Here is a 17,468-nt window from a genome sequence, read left to right as displayed (position 1 = left end):
GCAAGTCACTGCTCCCGCTGCTGGCGGTCGCCATGTGGTCCCTCGTGCCCGGCTCCGTGCTGGCGCAAGAGGATGAGGGCGCCGCCGCGCCTTCAGTCGTGCCCGAGGTCACCGCCCCCGCTGCTCCCGCCGACGTGGCCTCCGAGCCCGCGCTCCCCGATGACGCCCCGGTGTCCCCGGAGGATGCCCGCCGGGTGGTGGAGGTCCGCGTCGAAGGCAACCGGCGCGTCGAGGCCGAAGCCATCCGCCGCGCCCTCCGCACCCGTGTGGGCGACGAGCTGAGCCCCACGCGCACCGCCCAGGACCTCCGGGCGGTGTGGGCGTTGGGCTACTTCCAGGACGTGGAGCTGCTCGTCCAGCGGCTGGCCCGCGGCGTCGCCTACGTGGTGCGCGTGGAGGAGCGCCCCACCGTCCGGCTCGTGCAGCTCGTGGGCAACGAGGAGCTGAACAAGGACGACCTGAAGGAGGAGATTGACGTCAAGCCCGCCACCATCCTGGACATGGAGCTGGTGCGCTCCAGCGTGCAGAAGATCCAGGCGAAGTACGTGGAGAAGGGCTACTTCCTCGCCGAGGTCAGCCACCAGCTCAAGCCCGTCGAGGGCGGCGCCAACGTGGATGTGGTGTTCAACATCAACGAGCGCGCCAAGGTGATGGTGAAGCAGATCACCATCCTGGGGGCGGAGAAGGTGCCCGCCGCGGAGCTGAAGGAGACGATGATTACCCGCGAGGGCGGGTTCCTCTCCTTCTTCACCGGTGAGGGTACCTACCGCGAGGATGCCTTCCAGCGCGACCTGGCCGTCATCCAGATCGCCTACTACGACAAGGGCTTCATCAACGTCCGGGTGGACAAGCCCACCGTCCAGCTCTCCGCGGACAAGCGCTTCATCTTCATCACCCTCCGGGTGACGGAGGGCGAGCCGTACGACATCGGGAAGATCGACTTCTCCGGTGACCTGCTCGACGACGTCACCAAGGGTGAGATGGCGGCGCTGATGAAGTCCGCCACCGGCGGGCGCTTCAACCGCTCGCAGCTGTCGCAGGACATCCTCTCCGTCTCGGACGTCTACTACGACCGCGGCTACGCCTACGCGAACATCAACCCCATCACCAGCGTCAACGCGGACAACCGCACGGTGGACCTGACCTTCGACGTGCAGAAGGGGCCCCAGGTCACCATCGAGCGCATCGACGTGGTGGGCAACAGCAAGACGCGTGACAAGGTCATCCGCCGCGAGCTGCGCGTCTACGAAGGCGAGCTCTACAACGGCACCGGCGTGCGCCGCAGCCGCGAGCGCGTCACCGCGCTGGGCTTCTTCGAGACGGCGGAAATCACCCAGCGTCCCGGCTCGGCGGACGACACCATCATCCTCCAGGTGGAGGTGAAGGAGAAGGCCACCGGTACCTTCCAGGTCGGCCTCGGGTTCTCCAACGTGGAGAACTTCATCTTCACGGCGCAGATCGCCCAGAACAACTTCCTGGGCTGGGGGCAGAGCGTCTCCGCGTCCGCGCAGATCTCCGGCCTGCGCTCCCTGGTGCAGCTGTCCTTCTACGACCCGTACTTCCTGGACACGCGCTACCTGCTGTCGGCCGAGTTCTTCCGCATCCAGGCGGACTACGAGGGCTTCATCCGCAGCTCCACCGGTGGCACGGTGTCCATCGGCTACCAGTTCATCGATGACCTGCTGGGCACCATTGGCTACTCGCGGGAGTGGGTCAACGTGGAGGCGGGGCAGAACCTGGGCGCGGTGCTGCTGGCCAACCAGTTCCTGTCGGGGACGACGAGCGCCGCCCGCCTGTCGCTGTCCTTCGACCGGCGCAACAACCGCCTGTTCCCGTCGGATGGCTTCATCCACTACGGCTCGGTGGAGCTCGCCCCGGACTTCCTGGGCGGCACGTTCCTCTACAACCGGTACACGGCCTACTCGCGGCTGTACTTCCCCATGCCGCTGGGCTTCGTCTTCAAGACGAACGCCACCATTGGCTACATCCAGCAGCTGGACCAGAACAAGCCGCTGCCCATCTCCGAGCTCTACTACGTGGGCGGCATCAACAGCGTCCGCGGCTACTTCCTGCGCAGCATCAGCCCCTCCGTGAAGGTGCCCCGCTCCGGCAGTCCGGACGCGACCGTCACTGATTTCCGGGTGGGCGGCAACAAGCAGCTGACCTTCAACTTCGAGCTGGAGTTCCCCATCTTCGAGAAGGCCGGCCTGCGCGGCGTCATCTTCTACGACGCGGGTAACGCCTTCGCGGCGAACGAGCGCTTCTTCGAGGACCGCCAGGAGCGGCTGCCGCTCGGGCTCTTCCATTCCGCGGGCTTCGGCTTCCGCTGGTTCTCGCCCATTGGCCCCCTGCGCTTCGAGTGGGGTATCCCGCTCAACAGGCGGCCGGAGGACGACAACATCCTGTTCGAGTTCACTATCGGCAACTTCTTCTGATAAGCCCTTGGCCCGTCGTCCGGCGTCCGCTCCCACGGGCGGAGGGAATTGAAGATGCCCGATAGGCGTACGTCGGAGCCTGTACCCTTCTTGAGGAGTTGCTGAACATGTCGCTTCGCACCACCATCGCGGCCACGGCCGCCGCTCTGTCGCTCGCCCTCCCGGTGGCCGCCTCGGCCGCCGAGCTGAAGGTCGCCTACGTGGACCTCCAGAAAGTCATGCTGGAGGTGGATGACGGAAAGGCCGCCAAGTCCCGTCTCCAGAAGTGGCTCAACGACCGCCAGAAGGAAATCGACAAGGAGCAGAACGCGCTCCGCGCCGAGAAGGAGACGCTCGACAAGCAGGCCAGCGCCATGAGCGCGGACATCAAGGCCCAGAAGGAGGCCGAGCTCCAGCGCAAGGTGATGATGCTCGCCCAGAAGTGGGAGAAGAGCCGCGCCGAGGCCGCCAACAAGGAGCAGCAGGAGATGAAGCCGATCATCGACAAGATCGACTCCATCATCAACACCATCGCCGAGCGCGATGACCTGGGCTTCGTCCTCGAGCGCCGCGACTCCGGAATCGTCTACGCCCGCTCCCTGCACGACATCTCCAACGAAGTCATCCGGGCGTACAACAGCTCGAAGAAGACGGCGGCCAAGGACGCCCCGACGAAGAAGTAGCCGTCACTCCCAACTCGTGCAGACCGCTCCCATGCCCCGCCAGCTCGGGGAGCTCGCCGCCCACGTGGGTGGAGAGCTCCTCGGTGATCCCTCACAGCTCATTCACGGACTCAACGGGCTTGAAGAAGCCGGCCCGGGAGACGTGTCTTTCTACGGAAACCCGCGCTACCGGCGCCAGTTCGAGGCCTCCCGTGCCTCGGCGGTGCTGGTGGGCGCCGACGTGCCACCCCGCGAGGGCGTGGCGCTCGTCCGGGTGGCCAACCCCCACCTGGCGTACGCGAAGCTGCTGCGCCTGTTCCACGCGCCCCAGCGCCCCGCCGCGGGCGTGAGGCCCGGCGCCTGGGTCCATCCCGAGGCCACCATCCACCCGGAGGCCGTGCTGCTGCCCGGCGCGTCGGTGGACCGGGGCGGACGGGTGGGCGCGCGCACGGTGCTCTATCCGGGCGCCTACGTGGGCGAACAGGCCGAGGTGGGGGAGGACTGCGTCCTGTACCCCAACGTGACGGTGCGCGAGCGCTGCATCGTGGGCGCGCGCGTCATCCTCCACGCCTCCAGCGTGGTGGGCGCGGACGGGTTCGGCTTCGCCTTCAACCCGGAGGGCGAGGCGGGGCCGGAGCACTTCAAGATTCCCCAGGTCGGCATCGTGCGCATCGAGGACGACGTCGAGGTGGGGGCGTGCACCTGCATCGACCGCGCGACGGTGGGTGAGACGGTGGTGGGGCGCGGCGCGAAGCTCGACAACCTGGTGCAGGTTGCCCACAACGTGCGAGTGGGCCCGCTGTCCCTCATCTGCGCGCAGGCTGGCGTGTCCGGCTCGGCGGAGATTGGGACGGGCGTGGTGCTCGCGGGGCAGGTCGGCGTGGTGGGGCACATCCGCGTGGGAGACCTGGCCAAGGTGGGCGCGCAGTCCGGCGTCGCGCACGACGTGCCGGACGGCCAGGTGGTGAGCGGGAGCCCCGCCGTTCCCCACCGGGAGTGGCTGCGGGCCAGCGCCGCGGCGGGCCAGATGGCGGACCTGCTCAAGGAAGTGCGCGCCCTGCGGCGCCGGGTCGAGACGCTGGAGAAGGAAAAGGGGCCGTGATGGACATCGGAGAGATTCTCAATCTGCTGCCGCACCGGTACCCGTTCCTGCTGGTGGACCGGGTGGTGGAGATTGTCCCGGGCCAGAAGCTGACGGCCTACAAGAACGTCACCATCAACGAGCCCTTCTTCAACGGGCACTTCCCCGGTCACCCGGTGATGCCGGGCGTGCTCATCCTGGAGGCGCTGGCGCAGGCGACGGCCATCCTCGCCTACAAGAGCGAGAACATGGACCCGGCGCGCAAGCTCACGTACCTGATGGGCGTGGACGGCGCGCGCTTCCGCAAGCCGGTGTTGCCGGGGGATCGCCTCCAACTGGACATCGAAGTGGTGCGTCACAAGGGCGCTGTCTGGAAGACGAAGGGCCTGGCGACGGTCGACGGCGCGCGGGTCGCCGAAGGCGAGTTCCTGGCAACCGTCGTGGACAAGGACGCCAACGCGGCACAGAGCGCGGCATCCTGATTCGCGCCCCGCGAGCACGAGGAGACTTCATGGCTCAGGTTCATCCCACCTCGGTGGTCCATCCCAGCGCCCGCCTCCACGACACCGTTGAGGTCGGCCCCTACTCCATCATCGGCCCCCAGGTGACGATTGGTGCGGGCTCCCGCGTGGGGCCCCACGTCGTCATCGAAGGCCGCACGACGCTGGGCGAGCGCAACCGCGTCTTCCAGTTCGCCTCCGTCGGCGCCGACCCGCAGGACCTCAAGTACGCGGGCGAGGACACGGAGCTGGTGCTCGGCGACGACAACCAGATTCGCGAGTTCGTGTCGCTGCACAAGGGCACCGCGGGCGGCGGCGGCGCCACCCGCGTGGGCAGTGGCAACCTCTTCATGGCCAACTGTCACGTCGCGCACGACTGCGTGGTGGGCAATGGCTGCCGCATCGGCAATGGCTCCGCGCTCGCGGGTCACGTGACGATGGAGGACCACGTCATCATCAGCGGCCTGGCGGCGGTGCATCAGTTCACCCGCCTGGGTCAGCACGCCTTCATCTCCGGCGGCGCCATGGTGACCATGGACATCCCGCCGTACGCCACCGCCCAGGGAGACCGGGCGGAGCTGGTGGGCCTCAACACGGTGGGCCTGGAGCGCAGTGGCTTCTCCAAGGAGCAGATTGAGCGGGTGAAGGAAGCGCACCGCATCCTGTTCCGTTCGAAGCTGACGCTCCAGGAGGCCATGGTGCGGCTGCGCGCGGAGCTGGCGGGCCACTCCGAGGTGGACCACCTCATCCAGTTCATCCAGCAGAGCAAGCGCGGCCTCACGCGCTGACACCGTGAGCGACGGAGGAAAGTCGGCGGTGGAGCGGATTGGCCTCATCGCGGGCAACGGCCGGCTGCCCTTTCTCTTCGCGCGCGCTGCGCGGAAGCAGGGCCTGGAAGTCGTGGCCGTGGCGCACCGTGGAGAGACGGACCCGGCGTTGGCCGCGGAGGTGGACCGGCTGACGTGGGTGCGCGTCGGTCAGGTGGACCGCATCCAGAAGGCCTTCCGGGAAGCGGGCGTGAAGCAGGCGGCCATGGCGGGCGGCATCGGCCGCGTGCGGGCGCTGGCGGAGGCGCGGCCGGACCTGGGCGCGGTGCGCATCATCTCCCGGCTGCGCAGCTTCCGGGATGACGCGCTGCTGCGCGCGGTGGCCTCGGACTTCGAGGCGCGCGGCGTCACCATCATCGCCCCCACGGACTTCCTGGGCGAGGTGCTGTGCCCGGAGGGCCACCTGGCTGGGCCCCGGCTGCACCCGGCGCAGGAGAAGGACGTGGCCCTGGGCCGCGAGGTGGCGGTGCTGCTGGGCCAGGCGGACGTGGGACAGACGGTGGTGGTGCACAACGGCCACGTCCTGGCGCTGGAGGCGGTGGAGGGCACGGACGAGGCCATCCGCCGGGGCGGCAGGCTGGGTGGCAGCGGCGGCGCCGTGGTGGTGAAGCGTTGCAAGCCGCAGCAGGACCTCCGCTTCGACCTGCCCGCTGTCGGGCCTCGCACCCTGGACGTCATGCAGGAGGTGGGCGCGCGCGTGCTGGCGCTCGAGGTGGGGCGCACGGTGCTGCTGGACGCCCCGGCCCTCTTCGCGGGCGCCGAGGCCGCGGGCATCACCCTCATCGGCGTGCCCTGAGCCCCGGCGCCCCCCTACGCGGTGGGACTAGAAGCAGCGCGCGCGCGCGGACACGCCGGTCTGCCCCGAGGCGCCGCCCAGGTACCACGAGCCGCCCGCCTGGTAGGTGCGGACGTACTCGCCGCCGCCCTCGAACTTGCCCCGGACGAACGTCAGCGCGCAGGAGCGGTTGCTGGTGCCGCCCATGGCCGTGGCCGAGTTGCCCTGGCTCCAGGTGTACTCCGGGCTGAACGTGTTGCCAGCGCCCAGGTTGATGCAACGCGCGCGCCCTTGCACGCCGCTCTGGCTGGAGTTGCCCGTCATGTACCAGCTCCCGGCCGTCTCATAGACGTGGAGCCACTCACCGGTGCCATGGAACTTGCCCTTGACGCCCGTCAGGTAGCACACGCGGTTGGCGGAGGAGCCCATGTACGTGGGGTAGCTCGACGACTGGCTCCACGTGTACTCGGTCCCCGTGTCCGCCACGTTGATGCAGCCCGCGGCGCCGTTGATGCCGGTCTGCCCCGAGGCGCCGCCCAGGTACCACGAGCTGCCCGTGTGGAAAATCTCGACGCGCTCCCCGCCACCCTCGAAGTTGCCGCCCACGCGCATGAGGTAGCAGGTCCGGTTCGACGTCGTGCCCATGGGCGTGGCGATGTTGCCCTGGCTCCAGGTGTACATGTTGGCCGTGGCCAGCTCCTGACCCTGCGTCGTCAGGTCCTGCGCGGCGGGGGGCTCGGCGGAGACGTCCATCATGTCCTCGGGACCGCAGCCCCACAGGACGGCGGGCATGGACAGGGCAATCAGTGCGTGACGCAGCTTCGACATGGGTGGTTTTCCTGTGGTGTGAGGTGTTGAGACGGCGCGGTGCGTGTGGCGGAGGGCCGCGCACCCGTCCTTGCCGTGTCGCTGCTTGAGCAAGGCGTATGCCGCGGCGTGTGGCCCCGTGGCTCCCTCTGAAGACGTGCTCGACACACCTGAGGTGGCACACCCTCGCGTGGCACGGTGGCACAGGCCACGGTGTGCCACCGTGCCGCGGCTGTATGCGTTTGATAGGCTTTGCCCATGTCACGCCTCGCGCCAACCCTTCCGTCGGAGACGGCCGCGCGGCCGGCCGAGGAAGGGGCCACGGTGGCGGGCCCTCCGTCCGAGCCGCCGGGCACCGCGCCGGCCGCGCCAGGGGCCCGCTACGAGGTGCTGGGGCTGCTGGGCCGAGGCGGCATGGGGGACGTGTACCGCGCGCGGGACAGGACGCTCGGGCGGCCGGTGGCGCTCAAGTTCCTGCGGGGCGCGGACCCGGAGCGGGCCATGCGCTTCCTGCGGGAAGCCCGCGCCCAGGCCCGCATCGACCACCCGAATGTCTGCAAGGTGTTCGATGCGGGGGAGACGGACGGCCAGGCCTTCATCGCCATGCAGCTCGTGGAGGGCGAGCGGATGGACGTCGCCGCGCGGGGCCTGGCGCCCCTGGAGAAGGCGCGGTGGTTGAAGGCCGCGGCGGAGGCGGTGGAGGCGGCCCATGTGCTGGGCGTCATCCACCGGGACCTCAAGCCCTCCAACATCATGGTGCTCCCGGGTGAGGGCGCGCGTCGCGAGCCCGTCATCATGGACTTCGGCCTCGCGTACGAGGCGGGGGAGGGGCACGGCCTCACGTCCACTGGCGCGGTGATGGGCACGCCCGCGTACATGGCGCCGGAGCAGGCCCGTGGGGAGCTGGACGCCATCGGCGCGCGCACGGACGTCTACGGCCTGGGCGCCACGCTCTACGAGCTGCTCGTCGGCGAGCCGCCCTTCACGGGTGCCACGCCGCTGGAGACGTTGAACCGGGTGCTCCACGACGACCCGGTGCCACCCCGCGAGCGCGTGCCGGACCTGGACGCCGACCTGGAGACGGTGTGCCTCAAGTGCCTGAGCAAGGAGCCAGCGCTGCGCTACGCCTCCGCCCGGGCGCTGGCGGAGGACCTGGGCCGCTACCTGGACGGCGCGCCCATCCTCGGACAGCGGCCCCGCCTGACGCACCGGCTGCGGCGCGCCGCGCGCAGGCACCGCGGGGTGGTGTTCGTCTCCGGCGTCTCGCTGGTGGGCATGCTGCTGCTCGCGGGCTTCGGGGCCCGGGCCTGGCTGGCGGAGCGGGACCTCCAGGCGCGCACGGCCTCGCGCGTCCGGCTGGCCGAGCAGTTGGGCCAGCAGGTGCAGGAAATCGAGGCCTTCGTGCGCGCCTTCCAGGGCCTGCCCCTGCACGACACGCGGCCCGAGCAGCAGCGCGTCCGGGCGCGAATGGCGCGCATGGGCGCCTTGCGACCTGGCCTGGACGGCCTGGGGGAGGGGCTGGTGCGGCAGGCGCTGGGAAGGGGCCACCTGGCGATGCGCGAGTTCGAGCAGGCGCACCGGGAGCTGACGCGGGCGCGCGAGCTGGGCGTCGACTCGCCGGGGCTCCACTACGCCTTGGGGAGGGTGCTGGGGGAGCAGTACCGCCTGGCCGTGGAGGACGCGCGGCGCAGCGGCGGCGCGGCGTGGGTGGCCGCGCGGCGGCGGCAACTGGAGGCGCGCTACCTGGCGCCCGCGCTCGACTCCCTGGAGCGCAGCGGCGGCGTGGAGCTGGAGTCTCCGCGGTACCTCGAAGGGCTCATCGCGCTGTACCGCAAGGACTACGACGGCGCGGAGCGGGCCGCGCGCGACGCCGTGGCGCAGGCGTCGTGGATGCCGGAGGTGCGGATGCTCGCCGGGGACGTGGCGCTCGCGCGGGCAATGGCCTTGCTGGAGCAGGGGGACTACGCGGGCGCGCGGACCGGGCTCATGGAGGCGGAGTCCCGCTACCAGCGGACCGTGGAGCTGGCGCGCAGCGACGCCTGGGCCCACGAGGCGCTCGCGGAGGTGTGGCTGCAACTGTCGGAGCTGGACAAGCGGGAGGGGCGCTCACGCAAGGCCGCGCTGGACCAGGCGGAGGCCGCCGCGGACCGGAGCCTCGTGGCCGACCCGGACCGGGCCTCCGGCCACACGAAGAAGGCCCAGGTGCTGATGAACCAGTACCGCGCGGTGACCTTCCAGGGGGCGCCGGACGCGCGCGGCGCGGAGGCCCTGCTCGAGGCCTGGACGGACGCGGCCTCGCGGGCTGGGACGTTGGAGCCGCGCAACGTGCTCGCGCACGACTCGCTGGGGTACAGCTACTTCATGCGCGGTCTGCGCCAGGCGCGCGCGGGCGAGGCGCCCGAGGCGTCCTGGGCACGGGCCATTCAATGGCTGGAGCGGGCGATTGAGCTGGAGCCGCACTACCCCTGGGCGCTCAACGACCTGGGGCTCGTGCACCGCTGGCGGGGCAACTATCAGCGGGAGCACGGGCAGGACCCGCTTCCGGCCTACGCCGAAGCGGAGCGCGCCTTCCAGCGGGCCGTCCAGGGGGACCCGAAGTACCTGTTCGCCCACTCCAACCTCGCGGAGCTGTACGCCGCCCGGGCGGCCCTCCTGCTCTCCCGTGGGCGCGACCCGGAGGCCGACGTGCACGCGGCGCTGGAGGCCAGCGCGCAGGCGCTGAGCCTCGACGAGCGCTTCCACTCCGCCCACGACCATGCCGCCGCCGCGGAGTTGACGCGCGCGCGCTACTTGCTGGAGACCGGCGGCGACCCGCGTCCGGCCCTGGCGCGCGCGCTCCAGGCGACGGAGCGCTCCCGAGGCGTCAACGCCCGCTCCGACCGCGCCTGGCTCCATGCGGCCGGCGCGCACCTGCTCGAAGCGCTCCAGGCCTTGCGCGGAGCGGGCGACGCGAGCGCGGCGCTCGCCAGCGGGCAGCGCGCGCTGGCGGAGGCGTACCGGCTGAGCCCCACCTGCGCGGACTGCCGGAGCCTGGGGGCGGAGCTGGCGCTGGCGGCGGCGGAGCAGGCGCGGCGCGACGGGCGCTCCAGTGCCGCGCTGCTGCGCAAGGCCCTCACCGAGGCCCGGCGGGCCGTGTCGCTCTACCCCTACTACGACAGCCACCTCACACTTGCCCGGTCGGCCTGGCGGCTGGCGCGGGACACCGGCGCTCCGTCCGCCCTCGTGGAGGAGGGGCTGGCGCAGGTGGACCTCGCGCTGAAGCTGGACCCCGGGCTGCCGGAGGCCCACGCCGTGCGAGGCGCGCTGTTGCTGCTGCGTGCCCGGCGCCAGCGGCCGGCGGTAGGGTGGGAAGCGTCCCTCCATGAGGCTGACGCGGCGTGGCGCCGCGCCACGGCCCAGGTGCCCTGGCTGAGCCGCTACGTGGTCCCCCTGGACGGCGCGGAGCAAGCCGCCCTTCGCGCCGCCGGGGCTCCAGACTCAGGGCTTTGAGGGCTGCTCCACGCCTGTCGCGAACCGCGCCTGGGAGCTCCATGTGGGGGACGGCCCGCAGGCAGGCAGCGTGAGGCCATTCTGGATGGGCACCCTGCCGCGACGGTTCGCTAGGTTGAGGCACTCCGCGCCCCGGGGGCTCCACAGGGCCTCCAGGTATCCGAGGTCCTGGAGCTTGTTGTTGCTGCCGCGCCCGAACCCGTGGGCGTCGCGCCGGAGAATCTCCGTGCCGTTGACGGTGTACGTGCTCAGGTCGCCCTGGCCCACGAAGTAGGCGGCGCGCTTGGCCTGGAGGCAGGCGCCGTAGACGAACTCGCGGTCCGCGTCGGGCTGGTGCGTCTCGGGAGTCCACGGCTGGTAGCCCCAGTCCATGCATGCGCCAATCGCGCCTGTCTCACAGGCCACGGTGAGGGTTTCGTCGTGGGGCCGCACCGCGGCGTTCAGGCCGTCGACCTGGCGCTGCGGGAGGAGGACGGACGCGACGTTCTGGTCCCCTGGCGACTGGCACTGCCGCAGCCAGACGGTGCTGGGCGCGGGCCGGTAGCGCACGACGAGGCGGTTGCCGGACACGGGTTCGAGCGACAGCTCGTAGGCGAGGCCCTCCATGACGCCGTCCAGGCGCACCGGGAGCTTGAACCCGAACACCAGCCGCGACACCGACTCGCCCCGCAGCTTCTTGGCTTCGTCCCCCTTGCGGACGGCGAGGAAGAAGTCGCTGACGTTGCCGTGAATGGCCTCCAGGGTCGGGTGCTCCCCATCATCGGGCTTGCCCGAGTTCCGGAGGTGCAGGGGGAGCTGAAGCGTCTGGTCTCTCTGGTACATGGAGCGCACGTGCAGCGCCACGCCCTTGGGGGTATTGACGAAGCCCTCCAGGCACGCCACCGGCGTCTTCTCATGGAAGAAGCAGTAGCTGTGTCCCTCGGTGACGTAGATGCCCAGGCCGTTCGGGTCGGGGTCGCACTGGCCCGTCGGACAGCTCCCGCCGCCGGACGGGGAATCAGGGCGGGCGCCGACGGGGGGCTTGGCACCGGCGATGGGGAGGGTGCAGCCCGCGGCGACGGCCAGCAGCAGCGGGCCCATGAGCCAGGTGGGGAAGGTGTTGAGCACAGGTGTCTCCTCGAAGTGACGGCGGGTGCCGTGGTCTGGCCCCGCGTCATAGCCAGGGTCATGCCATCGGAGGTCCGGTCCTGTACACGAGGCGCCACGGCGCAGCGCCGCGGAGCTGGGGCCCGGGTGGCACAGCCCGCTGGCACGGTGCCGTGTGCCAGTGACACACGCGTAGGATGGAGGCACATGGAACACGACCGGTCGACCTTGCAGCAGAGCGACGCCAGGGGGCGAGGGGTGGACTCCGGCGAGGCCCCGGTGCCGGGCCTGCTTCGCGTCCTGTGCGCGGGGAGCGCGATGGCGGTGGCCCTGCCGCTGGACGGCGCGCTGTTGCTGGGACGGGGCGCCGCTTCGTTGGGGACGGACCAGGACCCGCGGATGTCTCGCAGCCACGCCCAGGTCCGGTACGACGGCCGCCGCTTCTGGGTCACCGACCAGGGCAGTCAGAATGGCACGTTCGTGGATGGGGCACCCCTGGTGGCCGGCACGCCCCGCGAGGCCCAGCGCGTCATCCGCATGGGGGACTCGCTCTTCCTTCCCTGCGCGGACGTGGGGCCGGTGGCCCGGCGCGGCGTCGTCATGACGCGCGACTTCGTGCGAGGGCCCGCGATGCAGCGGCTGCTGGACCAGGTCGCGCGCACGGCGGAGCACGGCTTCACGTTGCACATCCACGGGGAGAGCGGCACCGGCAAGGAAGGCGTGGCCCGCGCGTTCCATGAGCGCGGCCCGCGCGCGTCGGGCCCCTTCGTGGCCGTCAACTGCGCGGCCATTCCGCAGGGGCTCGCCGAACGGCTCCTCTTCGGCGCGCGGCGCGGCGCCTTCTCCGGCGCGGACGACGCGGAGGGCTACCTCCAGGCCGCGGACGGCGGGACGTTGTTCCTGGACGAGGTGGCTGAGCTGGACCTGGCAGTGCAGGCCAAGCTGCTGCGCGCGCTGGAGACGCGCGAGGTCCTCCCCCTGGGGGGCTCCAAGCCGCGAAAGGTGGACGTTCGGGTGTGCTCCGCCGGAAACAAGGACCTGCGCGCGCAGGTGGCCAGCGGCCGGATGCGCGAGGACCTCTACTTCCGCCTGGGCAGGCCGGAGGCTGGCTTGCCGCCCCTGCGCCGCCGCCCCGAGGAGGTGGCCTTCCTGGTGGAGCGCTTCCTCGAGGAGCTTGGGGCGCGCCTGCCCGTGCACGTGGGCTTCCACGAAGCCTGCCTGTTGCGGGCCTGGCCGGGCAACGTGCGCGAGCTCCGCGTGGAGGTGCGCAGCGCCGCCCAGGAGGCGCTGCTTCACGAGGCGCCGCGCCTCGAGGCAAGACACCTGAGTCCCACCGCCGGCGCGGTGTTCGGCCCGCCGCTCGCGGAGCCACAGGTGGCGTCCGCGGCCACTCCCGGGCAGGGGGCCTCCCGGGGCAAGCCGTTGGACGAGGCTGAGCGCGCCCGGCTGGAGGAGGCGCTCCGGGCGAATGGGGGCAACGTCGCCGCCACGGCCCGGGCGCTCGGCATGCACCGGACGCAGCTGCGGCGCCTGCTGGAGCGCCATGGCCTGGCGGGCAGCGGGGAGGGGTAACGAGAGGCAAGCGCCTCGCTCCCCTGCCCGGGCTCCCCCGCGACGGGGGGTGATTGAATACCGCCGCACCTCCAACGTCCCCCGCGGGGAGCGTTTCCCTGCACGCCACCTCGTCCTACCCTCGCGGAGGAATCCACTCACACGTGCCGCGGTTGGTCGCGGCCCGTGACGCCAGAGGACTACACCGCGCCATGAACGCCCGCCTGCTGCTGCTCACCTTTGCTCTGTCTTCGCCGATGCCGGCGCTCGCGGATGCCATCCGGGTCTCGTTGGAGGGGCGCGCCGTGCTGGGGGAGCAGCTCCCGGCGCTGCTGGTCCACATCGAGGAGCCCATCGCGGGCTTTGAAGTGAAGCTGAAGCGCAGCGACGGGGAGGTGGTGGAGGTGAAGGGCGGCGGGAATCCGGGCCTCACGCGCCGCATCGAGCTGAAGCAGCCGGAGGGCCGCTTCCACTACGAGGGAGCGCTCACGGTGCGCTTCCCGGACGCGGAATCGGGCGAGATGCCGTTGTCCTTCGACACGGAGCTCTACGGCGCGCTGACGCTGGACGTGCGCAAGGAGGACGTGGACGTGGCGGCGCGGCGGCTGCGCTTCGTCCTGTCCCGGCCCGCGAAGCGCGCGGAGCTGACGGTGTTGATGGACACCGGGAAGAAGGCCTTCGAGGGCGAGGTGCCATTCAAGGGTGAGGCGGCGGGGACGCCACTGGAGCTGACGTGGCCGGCGGCGGAGGGGCGGGTGATGAAGATCTCCCTCCGTGCGTTCGACACGGCGGAGTTCTACACGGGCGTCGACCTGTATCCGTGGCAGGTGGACATTCCGCACGAGGAGGTGAACTTCGCCTCGGGCCGCGCGGACATCCCGGCGGCGGAGCGGGGCAAGCTGGACAAGAGCCACGCCCTCATCGTGGACGCGCTGGCGAAGTACGGGCGCTTCGCGTCGCTGCGCCTCTACGTGATGGGCCACACGGACACAGTGGGGGCCACGGCGGAGAACCAGGGCCTGTCCGTGCGGCGGGCCAAGAGTCTTGCGGCCTATTTCCGGAAGAAGGGGCTGCGGGTGCCCGTTTTCTACGAAGGGCTGGGAGAAGAGGCCCCGGCCGTCGCGACGCCCGACGAGACAGCGGAGGCGGGCAACCGCCGCGCGGAATACATCATCGCGGTGGAGGACCCCGTGCTTCAGCACGCGCCTCGCCCTCCGCGGTGGCGAAAGCTGTAGCGCAGTCACCGAGGGAGAGGAAAAGACGCATGGACCGATTCCACCAGAAGGTATGGGCGTTGCTCGGGCTGGGGATGCTGGGGAGCACGGGGTGCGCGCACCCGTCGCGTGTCGCGGAGCGTCAGGGCGTGGAGGCGGAGAAGTGTGAGCTCGTGCATCGGCTGCTGCGGGAGCCGGTGCCATCCCAGGTCGTCCGCGAAGTCGCCGCGGCCGGTCGCGATGAGCCCGCGCCGGTGGTGGTGTACGTGCGCCGTCCGGAGGAGGCGATGCTGGAGCGCTTCTTCTCCGGCGACGCGCCCAGCTGCGGTGACGCCACCTTCAAGGTGGTGCAGGAGAACGTGCTCGACGCGGTGGTGGTGTACCTGCAGGAGGTCCAGGACGGCTACGCGTACGACGCGCGCCGGGCCAGCCACGACGAGCTGTCACTGGAGGGCAAGCCGCAGGGCCTGCTGAAGCGCAGGGGCCCGGAGTGGGTGGCCATCCCCGGACCTACCTGAGCAGCTCCTTGACGCCGTCCGCGATGAACTGCACCGCGATGGCGGCCAGGATGAGGCCCATCACCCGCTCGACGATGGCCACGCCGGACTGGCGCAGCACGCGCTGGATGAGCCCGGAGGCGCGGAGGATGAAGTAGCTGGCCACGAACGTCAGCACGACGGCGGCCAGCACGGGGATGGCGGAGACGAGCGTGTCGCCCTTGGCCATCAACACCATGGCGGTGGCGATGGCGCCCGGGCCCGCCAGCAGCGGAATGGCGAGGGGGACGATGGCCACGTCCTCCTTCACCACGCCTTCCTGTTCCTCGGACGGCGTGGTGCGCGTCTCCGACGGGCGGGCGCGGAGCATGTCCAGCGCGGTGATGAGCAGGAGGATGCCGCCGGCCACCCGGAAGGCGCCCAGCGACACGCCGAACACCTTGAAGATGACGCCGCCGAAGAGGGCGAAGAACAGCATCATCCCGCAGGCCACCAGGCAGGCGCGCATGGCGGTGCGGCGCACCTTCTCCTGCGTGTCCCCGGCCGTCATCGCCAGGAACAGCGGGACGACGCCAATGGGGTCCACCACGAAGAAGATGGCCGACAGCGAGACGAGGAACAGCGACACGTATTCCGGCATGACAGCCTGTGCCTACACCGTGAGCCGCAGCTTCCACACCATGGTGAGAGCCTCGGCGAAGATTTTCTTGCTCATCTTGGAGTGACCCACGCGCCGGTCCTCGAAGACGATGGGCACCTCGCGCACGGTGAAGCCCTTGCGCAGCGTGCGGTAGGTCAGCTCGATTTGAAACGCGTAGCCGGTGCTCTTCACCGAGTCCAGCTCGATGTCCTCCAGCACCCGGCGGTGGAAGCACTTGAAGCCGCCGGTGAGGTCCTGGATGCCCACGCCCAGAATCGACCGGGCGTAGAGGCTGCCGCCGCGGCTGATGATTTGCCGCCCCACGCCCCAGTTCACCGTGCCGCCGCCCGTGACGTAACGCGAGCCGAGCACCAGGTCCGCGCCGGCCTCGGCCGCATCCAGGATGCCGGGCAGGTAGCGCGGGTCGTGGCTGAAGTCCGCGTCCATCTCCAGGATGTACGTGTACTGCTCGGCCAGGGCCCAGCGGAACGCGGCGAGGTAGGCGCGGCCCAGGCCCTCCTTCTTCTCGCGGTGGAGGACGCGCACGCGCGAGTCCCGCGCGGCGAGCCCGTCCGCGAGCTGCCCGGTGCCATCGGGCGAATTGTCGTCCACGATGAGGATGTCGACCCTGGGGTCGGCCTCCAGCACAGCCTGGACGATGGCCTCGATGTTTTCCCGCTCGTTGTACGTGGGGATGCAGACCAGGGCTGGGTTCATGACCCGGCCGACATACCCTAAACGCGGCCTGGGGGCAGCAGCTCCAGCACGGACTCCGCCGCCCGGGTGGCCGCGCCCGTCTCGCCCAGCCGGCCGCGCATCTCCGCCAGCCCCTGGAGCATCTCCTCCCGGGGCGCACCGGGGCTCCAGACGCGGCGGACCTCCTCGGCGATGCGCTCGGGCGTCAGCTCCCCCTGGAGCAGCTCGGGGACGACGCGCCGGCCCGCCAGCAGGTTGATGAGGGACACGAAGGCCACCTTCAGCATCAACCGGCCCACCCAGTAGGTGATGAGCGACACGCGGTAGACGACCACCAGGGGGCGCTGCATCAGCCCTGCTTCCAGTACGGCGGTACCGGAGGCCACCACCGCGGCGTCGCTGGCACCCACGACCTCGGGCGCCCGGCCCTCCACCAGGATGGGTGTCACGCCACTGCCCTCGAAGCGGGACGTGATTTCCGCCCGGTCGATGGTAGGCGCGACGGGGACGACGACCTGGAGTCCGGGCCGCTCGGCGGACAGCCGCTTCGCCGCCTCCACCATGTCGGGGAGCAGGCGGCGGATTTCGCCCATCCGGCTGCCGGGCAGCAGCGCGAGCGTGGGGGCGTCCTTCGCCAGCCCCAGCCGCTCGCGGAAGGCCGCGGCCGTGTCGGGGGCGGGGACCTGCTCCACCACCGGACTGCCGACATAGCGGGCGCTGACGCCAGCCTCCCGGTAGAAGTCCTCCTCGAAGGGGAGGATGCAGAGCATCCGGTCCACCAACCGTTTGATGGTGCGCACCCGGCCCCGGCGCCAGGCCCAGATCATGGGCGACACGTAGTAGGCGACGGGCACCCCCAGCGCCTTGAGCTTCTTGGCCAGGCGCAGGTTGAAGTCGGGGATGTCCACCAGGATGGCGACGTCCGGCTTGCGCTCGGCGGAGGCCTCGGCCAGCCCCTTCAGAATCTGAAGGATGCGGGGAATCCGGGGCAGGACCTCGGTGATGCCCATGACGGACACCTCCCGGGCGTCGAAGAGCAGCTCCACTCCCTGGGCGGCCAGGCGGGCACCACCCATGCCAAAGAAGGTGAGGTCGGGACGGCGGGCCCGGAGGGCGGCGACGAGCTCGGCGGCGTGGGTATCGCCTGACGCCTCGCCGGCGACGACGAGGATTCGGGGGGGATTCGTCATGTGAAGGGCGCGCATCGTACCTGATGCGGGAGCGGGTGA

The 17,468-nt window shown here is 70.9% G+C and carries 15 protein-coding genes; 10 read left to right on the top strand and 5 right to left on the bottom strand.

Translation table 11 applies throughout. The features are described 5' to 3' along the window. Positions 1–32 precede the first annotated feature (32 nt). The 6 genes from bamA to HV824_RS08370 all read left to right on the top strand — a co-directional run bounded on the left by bamA (position 33) and on the right by HV824_RS08370 (position 6,280). Positions 33–2,435 carry an outer membrane protein assembly factor BamA gene (gene bamA / locus HV824_RS08395; protein WP_255207867.1) on the top strand — a complete coding sequence of 801 codons (2,403 nt, stop codon included), beginning with the start codon at positions 33–35 and terminating at the stop codon, positions 2,433–2,435. 107 nt (positions 2,436–2,542) lie between these two features. After that, complete coding sequence (locus HV824_RS08390) at positions 2,543–3,097, top strand: OmpH family outer membrane protein (protein ID WP_176418441.1); 555 nt, start codon at positions 2,543–2,545, stop codon at positions 3,095–3,097. A 31-nt stretch (positions 3,098–3,128) separates the two neighbouring features. Next, complete coding sequence (gene lpxD / locus HV824_RS08385) at positions 3,129–4,178, top strand: UDP-3-O-(3-hydroxymyristoyl)glucosamine N-acyltransferase (RefSeq protein ID WP_176418442.1); 1,050 nt, start codon at positions 3,129–3,131, stop codon at positions 4,176–4,178. Continuing rightward, a complete protein-coding gene (fabZ, locus tag HV824_RS08380; protein WP_176418464.1) occupies positions 4,178–4,639 on the top strand; it encodes a 3-hydroxyacyl-ACP dehydratase FabZ in 462 nt (153 codons plus the stop codon). The genes lpxD and fabZ overlap by 1 nt, the downstream gene beginning before the upstream one ends. Positions 4,640–4,668: 29 nt before the next feature. Beyond that, a complete protein-coding gene (lpxA, locus tag HV824_RS08375) occupies positions 4,669–5,445 on the top strand; it encodes an acyl-ACP--UDP-N-acetylglucosamine O-acyltransferase (RefSeq protein WP_176418443.1) in 777 nt (258 codons plus the stop codon). Positions 5,446–5,473: 28 nt separating this feature from the next. After that, entirely contained in the window at positions 5,474–6,280 is an 807-nt protein-coding gene (locus HV824_RS08370) for a UDP-2,3-diacylglucosamine diphosphatase LpxI (protein ID WP_176423040.1), read from the top strand. A 27-nt stretch (positions 6,281–6,307) separates the two neighbouring features. Here HV824_RS08370 and HV824_RS08365 read toward each other — a convergent pair whose 3' ends face one another. Further along, entirely contained in the window at positions 6,308–7,087 is a 780-nt protein-coding gene (locus HV824_RS08365; protein WP_176418444.1) for a hypothetical protein, read from the bottom strand. A gap of 237 nt (positions 7,088–7,324) precedes the next feature. Between HV824_RS08365 and HV824_RS08360 the strand changes: the two genes are divergently transcribed. Beyond that, entirely contained in the window at positions 7,325–10,555 is a 3,231-nt protein-coding gene (locus HV824_RS08360; RefSeq protein ID WP_176423030.1) for a protein kinase, read from the top strand. On the opposite strand, the gene HV824_RS38165 is transcribed toward HV824_RS08360, so the two are convergent. After that, positions 10,544–11,662: an ADYC domain-containing protein gene (locus tag HV824_RS38165; protein ID WP_176418446.1), complete on the bottom strand. Its 1,119-nt coding sequence runs from the start codon at positions 11,660–11,662 to the stop codon at positions 10,544–10,546. The two genes, HV824_RS08360 and HV824_RS38165, sit on opposite strands and share 12 nt — an antisense overlap. A gap of 186 nt (positions 11,663–11,848) precedes the next feature. On the opposite strand from HV824_RS38165, the gene HV824_RS08350 reads away from it, so the two are divergent. From HV824_RS08350 to HV824_RS08340, 3 genes are all read left to right on the top strand, one after another. After that, positions 11,849–13,213, top strand: a complete 1,365-nt coding sequence (locus tag HV824_RS08350; protein WP_176418447.1) for a sigma 54-interacting transcriptional regulator — start codon at positions 11,849–11,851, stop codon at positions 13,211–13,213. Between the two features lie 191 nt (positions 13,214–13,404). Further along, on the top strand, positions 13,405–14,427 hold the full coding sequence (locus HV824_RS08345) for an OmpA family protein (RefSeq protein WP_255207861.1): 1,023 nt from the start codon (positions 13,405–13,407) through the stop codon (positions 14,425–14,427). A 29-nt stretch (positions 14,428–14,456) separates the two neighbouring features. Then, positions 14,457–14,924 carry a hypothetical protein gene (locus HV824_RS08340; RefSeq protein WP_163782457.1) on the top strand — a complete coding sequence of 156 codons (468 nt, stop codon included), beginning with the start codon at positions 14,457–14,459 and terminating at the stop codon, positions 14,922–14,924. Here HV824_RS08340 and HV824_RS08335 read toward each other — a convergent pair. Genes HV824_RS08335 through lpxB form a run of 3 tightly spaced genes read right to left on the bottom strand, consistent with a single transcriptional unit; the run spans position 14,917 to position 17,429 of the window. Next, positions 14,917–15,543, bottom strand: coding sequence for a MarC family protein (locus tag HV824_RS08335; RefSeq protein ID WP_176418449.1), 627 nt, complete (start codon positions 15,541–15,543; stop codon positions 14,917–14,919). The two genes, HV824_RS08340 and HV824_RS08335, sit on opposite strands and share 8 nt — an antisense overlap. Before the next feature lie 12 nt (positions 15,544–15,555). Then, a complete protein-coding gene (locus HV824_RS08330) occupies positions 15,556–16,260 on the bottom strand; it encodes a polyprenol monophosphomannose synthase (RefSeq protein ID WP_176423029.1) in 705 nt (234 codons plus the stop codon). 17 nt (positions 16,261–16,277) lie between these two features. Continuing rightward, positions 16,278–17,429, bottom strand: a complete 1,152-nt coding sequence (lpxB, locus tag HV824_RS08325; protein ID WP_176423028.1) for a lipid-A-disaccharide synthase — start codon at positions 17,427–17,429, stop codon at positions 16,278–16,280. Between the last annotated feature and the right edge of the window lie 39 nt (positions 17,430–17,468).

This window comes from Myxococcus sp. AM009, assembly GCF_013372605.1.
GTDB classification, from domain to species: domain Bacteria; phylum Myxococcota; class Myxococcia; order Myxococcales; family Myxococcaceae; genus Myxococcus; species Myxococcus vastator.
This window is presented reverse-complemented; position numbering and strand designations above follow the sequence as displayed.

What these genes read in the sequence shown, in the direction of transcription:
- bamA (WP_255207867.1), top strand. Translation starts at nt 33, where the DNA reads ATGTGGTCCCTCGTGCCCGGCTCCGTGCTGGCGCAAGAGGATGAGGGC.
- HV824_RS08390 (WP_176418441.1), top strand. Translation starts at nt 2,543, where the DNA reads ATGTCGCTTCGCACCACCATCGCGGCCACGGCCGCCGCTCTGTCGCTC.
- lpxD (WP_176418442.1), top strand. Translation starts at nt 3,129, where the DNA reads ATGCCCCGCCAGCTCGGGGAGCTCGCCGCCCACGTGGGTGGAGAGCTC.
- fabZ (WP_176418464.1), top strand. Translation starts at nt 4,178, where the DNA reads ATGGACATCGGAGAGATTCTCAATCTGCTGCCGCACCGGTACCCGTTC.
- lpxA (WP_176418443.1), top strand. Translation starts at nt 4,669, where the DNA reads ATGGCTCAGGTTCATCCCACCTCGGTGGTCCATCCCAGCGCCCGCCTC.
- HV824_RS08365 (WP_176418444.1), bottom strand. Translation starts at nt 7,087, where the DNA reads ATGTCGAAGCTGCGTCACGCACTGATTGCCCTGTCCATGCCCGCCGTC.
- HV824_RS08360 (WP_176423030.1), top strand. Translation starts at nt 7,325, where the DNA reads ATGTCACGCCTCGCGCCAACCCTTCCGTCGGAGACGGCCGCGCGGCCG.
- HV824_RS08350 (WP_176418447.1), top strand. Translation starts at nt 11,849, where the DNA reads ATGGAACACGACCGGTCGACCTTGCAGCAGAGCGACGCCAGGGGGCGA.
- HV824_RS08345 (WP_255207861.1), top strand. Translation starts at nt 13,405, where the DNA reads ATGAACGCCCGCCTGCTGCTGCTCACCTTTGCTCTGTCTTCGCCGATG.
- HV824_RS08340 (WP_163782457.1), top strand. Translation starts at nt 14,457, where the DNA reads ATGGACCGATTCCACCAGAAGGTATGGGCGTTGCTCGGGCTGGGGATG.
- HV824_RS08335 (WP_176418449.1), bottom strand. Translation starts at nt 15,543, where the DNA reads ATGCCGGAATACGTGTCGCTGTTCCTCGTCTCGCTGTCGGCCATCTTC.
- HV824_RS08330 (WP_176423029.1), bottom strand. Translation starts at nt 16,260, where the DNA reads ATGAACCCAGCCCTGGTCTGCATCCCCACGTACAACGAGCGGGAAAAC.
- lpxB (WP_176423028.1), bottom strand. Translation starts at nt 17,429, where the DNA reads ATGACGAATCCCCCCCGAATCCTCGTCGTCGCCGGCGAGGCGTCAGGC.